The organism is Streptomyces flavofungini (genome assembly GCF_041028215.1).
GTDB lineage: Bacteria > Actinomycetota > Actinomycetes > Streptomycetales > Streptomycetaceae > Streptomyces > Streptomyces flavofungini_B.
In genome coordinates this window covers 1-4,684 of the sequence record NZ_JASKYR010000722.1, presented here as the reverse complement: position 1 = coordinate 4,684, position 4,684 = coordinate 1, and the positions used below count along the sequence as shown (strand labels likewise).

Below are 4,684 nucleotides of genomic sequence, written 5' to 3'. Positions count from 1 at the left end.
ACCTCCCCAAGCCCTTCGATCCCTGGGTGCTGCGCGCCAAGGTCACCGTCTTCCTCGAACTGCACCGCAAGAACCGGCAGCTGGAGCGGATACTCGCTCGGGAGCAGCGCCAGTTCGACGAACTGGCGCTGCTCCCGAGCGAGTATCCGCCCCCCCCCCCCCCCCCCCCCCCCCCCCCCCCCCCCCCCCCCCCCCCCCCCCCCCCCCCCCCCCCCCCCCCCCCCCCCCCCCCCCCTGTCGGCGGCGCCCGACTTCACCTTCCCCGGCATGATCACGTGGTAGCCGCGGTTGCCCGCCCCCGAGCCGTCGGCGTGGATCGAGACCACGGCGTCGGCGTGGGCGTTGTTGCCGATCCGGGCGCGCTCGTCGACGCAGGGGCCCCAGGRGCAGGGTCCGCAGCCGGTGGGCGAGGTCGAGGGTGAACTCCGCCTCGGTGTAGCCGTCGTTGGTGGAGGTGCCGGTGGTGTCGCACTCCTTGCTGTTCGTCCCGATGTTCACCTTGCGGTTGATCTCCGTCGGGTGACGGAAGTTGCCCGCGTTGTGGCCGGGGTCGATGACGACCGTCCTGCCCTTGAGGGGGCCGTTCGCGGCGGGGCGCCCCTCGGGCGGCTTCGTAGCCGAATCGTTGCCGTCGCCCTTGCCCTTCCCTTCCTTTTCGTCGTCCTTGCCGGCCCCACGACGCGCTCGGCGAGGCGGGCAGCGACCGCGCGGGGTCACCGCCGTCCGGGCCGCCCCCGGGCGGGGGTGCCGGGCGCGTCCGGCACCGCCACGAGGCCGTCGCTCTCGGCGGCCAGCACGCACTGGTGGGTGCCGCCTTCCGGACGCGGGCCCTCGGCGATCCGGCGGAAGCCGTTGTGCGCGAGGACGTCGCGCCAGGAGGCCGTGGACAGGAGCGGGGAGCCGGGCAGCCGGTACTCCGCGTCCTCGAACAGCCACCAGCCGGTGGCCAGGCCGAAGATGAGCGACATCTGGTCGCGCAGCTCCACGCCTTCGTTGAGCACCAGCACACCGTTGGTGCCGAGCAGCCGCTTGATGTGGGTCAGGGTGCGGTCGATGCTGCTTGTCGCGTGGCAGACGTTGGTGGCGAGCACCAGGTCGTGGCCGCCGCTCTCGATGCCCTGCGCCGCCGGGTCGCGTTCGATGTCGAGCGTCCGGAAGGCGGCGAAGGGGTACTCGGCGCCGAAGCGCTTGCGGCCGTGGCGCACGAACCCCTCCGACACATCGGTGTAGAGGTACGTGACGTGGTCACCGAGCCCGGCGTCGGCGAGGGCGCGCAGGACGCGGGCGCTGGTGCCGCCGGTGCCCGCGCCGATTTCGAGCAGCCGGACGCGGTCACCGGTCCCGCCGCGCAGCCGTTCCCGCACATAGTCCAGCACGGTGTCGGCGACCTGGCCGTTGCACCGGTCGGTGACGGGGTCGCCCGCGTAGACGGCCTCCACCAGGTCGAAGGAGCCGCCGGGGAAGAGCACGTCCAGGTGCCCCCGCCGCCCGGACAGGACGTCGGGCAGCGCCTCCACGCAGCGCAGCAGAAGGGCCGTCACGGCGCCCGCCTCGGGGTGACGTGCCGTCAGCTCGGCCGCCGCCTCCTCCGGCCGCTCGAAGCAGCGGAGCAGTTCGGGGCCGTCCAGCAGGGCCGTGGTGACCCACGCGTCGCCCTCGGCACGCAGATATCCGCCGCGCAGCAGCACATCGATCAGCAGGCCGAGCAGCCGCTCCTGTTCCGCGACCACCCCGAGGCGGGCACGGAGGCCGTCGCGGGTGTGCCGCTCGCCGGGCGCGCGCAGGACGCCCCGGGTCCGCAGGGCGCCGACGAGCAGCCGCCGGGCGAAGTCCTCGGTGTCCGTGGACGCGGCGCCGCCCCGGCCCGAGACCGGAGTCCCCGCCCCGGGCGCGATCAGTACGGGTGCGGCGGGCAGCGTCGGCTGGGCCCGCAGCACGGTCCCGGTGTCGACGCCGAGACCGGCGAGGATCTCCGGGTCCGCCTTGACCACGAGAGCCTGCGGCAGTTCGCCCGAGAGCACCCGCTCCACCGCCGCCATGCCCTCATCGGCACTGATGGGCCTGATGCCCGCGGCGGCGAAGCGGCTCAGGACGCGTTCGCGGTGGGCGTCGCCCGCGGCGTGCCAGTAACCCCAGTTGACGGTGCGGACGGGGTAGGGCGCGGTGCGGGCCTCGGCCAGCGCCCACGCGTCGGCGATATGGCAGCCCGCCGCGTATCCGGCCTGGCCGTGGTTGCCCTCCAGGGTGACGGCCGAGGAGTAGAGCAGCACGAAGTCGGGACGCTCGCCGCGCAGGGCGCCGAACATGCTCCCCACCGTGTCCGCCTTGGCGTCGAGGGCGGTGCGCAGCCCGGCCTCGGTGAGCTCCCTGAGCGGCTTGTCGACGAGGACCATCGCGGAGTGGATCACGCCGTGCAGGGCGCCGAAGCGCTCCTTGGTCTCGTCGATCACCCGACGCAGGGCCACCTGGTCGGCGGCGTCGCACGGTACGTACGACACCTCGCCGCCAAGAGCGCGCAGCGCCGCGAGATCGGCGCGCCGCCGCTCGTCCAGTGCCCCGCGGCCGACCAGGACCAGGCGGGCCCGGTAGGTGCGGGCGAGATGGCGGGCGGTGTCGCGCCCGAGCACCCCGAGGCCGCCGATGACGAGGTACACCCCGCCCGCACGGAAGCGGGTCGGGGCGGCGGCCGGTTCCACCGCTTCGAGCCTGCGGACCCGCCGCACCCCGCCGCGCACCGACACCGGACGGACCTTTGCCTGAGCCGGTTCGTCGACCAACGCGGCCACGGCGTCGCCGAGTTCGTCACCGCGCACGTCCAGGCAGGCCGCGCTGAGCCGCGGATACTCCTTGGCCGCGACCTCGCACAGGCCGATGAGCCCGGCGGCCTCGGGGCGCACCTCCTCGTCCTCGCCCAGCGGCAGGGCGTCGACGGTGAGCACCTTCAGGGCCAGGGCCCTGTCGAGCAGGCCCGCGCGCTCCAGGCTCCGGATGAGCCGGTACAGGGAGACGGCACCGCGCTCCCGCTCGGCGCGGGCCGCCGCAGGGTCGGCGGCTGGTCCGTGCGGCCCGCCGATGCCGAGGAAGTACACGAGGTCGATGTCCGGGACGCGGGCCAGGAGCGTGTCGGCGGCATGCTCGTCCAGGCCGCCGTCGCCCAGGGTCAGCCGCAGGTGCTCGGCGCCGGGGTGGGCCGTGCGCAGGGCGTCGGCCTGCGCCGCGCCCGCCTCTCCCGTGACGGTCAGGACCGCCCGGGGCGCGGCGGTCTCCGCGACGGCCGGGGGCGCCACCGCCCAGCGGGGCCGGTAGTCGATGGACGGCTCCGGCTTCAGTTCGCGCAGGGCCAGGCCGACGACGCGTACGCACACCTGGCCCGCGGTGTCGGTGACGGTCACGTCGAACCGCTGACCGCCCAGGTCGCGGACGTGGGACCAGCCTTCGCCGGGCAGGGCCGCGTGGATCTCGACCCGGTCGGCCGCGAACGGCAGCAGCGGACGGCCGCCCGCGCCCCGGCCCGCGAGCAGCAGGGCCAGCGGGTGCAGTGCCGCGTCGAGTGTGCCGGGGTCCAGCGGACCGGGAGCCGCGCCCGGGTGCCCGCCGACGCCTTCCAGCCGGGCCAGGGCGGTCCGGTCGCCGGTCCACGCCTGCGCCACGCGCCGGAAGTGGGGCCCGTAGGGCAGCCCTTGCCGACGGAGGCCCGCGTACAACTCCTCGTGGCTCACGGCGCGCGGGCAGGCGGCCTTGAGCGCGTCGACGGCCAGCGGCGCGGGCCGGTCCGGCAGGGCGGCGCCGACCCGGCCGAGCGAGTACGCGGCACTGTCGTCGCCGGTCGGGAGCGCCGTCAGGCGGTAGCCGAGGGACCCCGCCGCGTCGTCACCGGCAGGCCGCGTCGTCAACGTCACCTCGGCTCCCGCGTCCGGCACCACGAGCGGGGCGAGCCAGCGCACCTCGCTGAAGACGCGCGCCGCGCTCTCGCCCAGGGCGCGCACCACCAGGTCCAGGTGGCCGACGCCGGGCAGCACCGGACGGCCGCCGACCACGTGGTCCCGTACGACCGGATCGGTGGGCGCGAGGGTCAGGGCCGTCGCGCCCGCTGAGGCGGGTGGGACCGCTGTCGCCCTCGCGCGCGGTGGCGGGGGCACCTCGGTCAGTTCCGTGCGGGTGACGGGCAGCCAGTGCCGTGGGCGCTCGAAGGGGTAGCCCGGCAGCGGCACCGTGCGGCGCGTGCCCGGGCCGCCCTCGTCCAGTGCCGACCACTGCGAGAAGGCGCCGGAGACCCAGAGCCTGGCCAGCCGGGTGCGGTCCCCCGCCACCGCCAGCGCGTGCAGGAAGTCCGGGCCCGCGCCGTCGGTGAACACATCGGCGAGCGCCGTGTGCCGGTCGGCGTTGCCGGTGATCGCCGAGGGGAGGCCGCCGCCGTCGGCGAAGGCCGTGAACTGGTCGGCGGCGTCGTCGATGTCCGCCGCCAGGAAGGCGAGGCGCTCGGGCAGCGCCTCACGTCCGATGCGCAGGGTGTGGCCCCCCCCCCCCCCCCCCCCGCCCATCTGCGCCGCGAGCGGCCCGCGCTCGGCGACGTCGGCCACACCCTGCGCATCGGACGTGAGGCGCTGCCCGAGCGCCTCGCCTTCCTGGCGGCGGACATCGACGACGCCGCCGACCAGTTCACGGCCTTCGCCGAGGGGAGGCC

2 protein-coding genes and 2 pseudogenes are annotated in these 4,684 nt (G+C 75.9%); 2 read left to right on the top strand and 2 right to left on the bottom strand.

Features of this window, described 5'->3' with window-relative positions:
* Window positions 1-128, top strand: a pseudogene (locus AB8Z36_RS33170) (response regulator); the annotation flags it as partial.
* Between the two features lie 108 nt (window positions 129-236).
* Here AB8Z36_RS33170 and AB8Z36_RS42385 read toward each other — a convergent pair.
* Both AB8Z36_RS42385 and AB8Z36_RS33160 read right to left on the bottom strand, forming a co-directional pair.
* Window positions 237-801 (bottom strand): annotated as a pseudogene (locus tag AB8Z36_RS42385) (N-acetylmuramoyl-L-alanine amidase); the annotation flags it as partial.
* Window positions 714-4,541 carry an SDR family oxidoreductase gene (locus AB8Z36_RS33160; protein ID WP_369217095.1) on the bottom strand — a complete coding sequence of 1,276 codons (3,828 nt, stop codon included), beginning with the start codon at window positions 4,539-4,541 and terminating at the stop codon, window positions 714-716. The gene AB8Z36_RS33160 and the pseudogene AB8Z36_RS42385, both read right to left, overlap by 88 nt.
* Here AB8Z36_RS33160 and AB8Z36_RS42380 point away from each other — a divergent pair.
* On the top strand, window positions 4,512-4,684 hold a 173-nt coding region (locus AB8Z36_RS42380; RefSeq protein WP_440582059.1), incomplete at its 3' end, for a KS-MAT linker domain-containing protein. The two genes, AB8Z36_RS33160 and AB8Z36_RS42380, sit on opposite strands and share 30 nt — an antisense overlap.

Excerpts from the sequence above, each read along its gene's own strand:
- AB8Z36_RS33160 (WP_369217095.1), bottom strand. The coding sequence starts at position 4,541 with ATGGGCGGGGGGGGGGGGGGGGGGGGCCACACCCTGCGCATCGGACGT.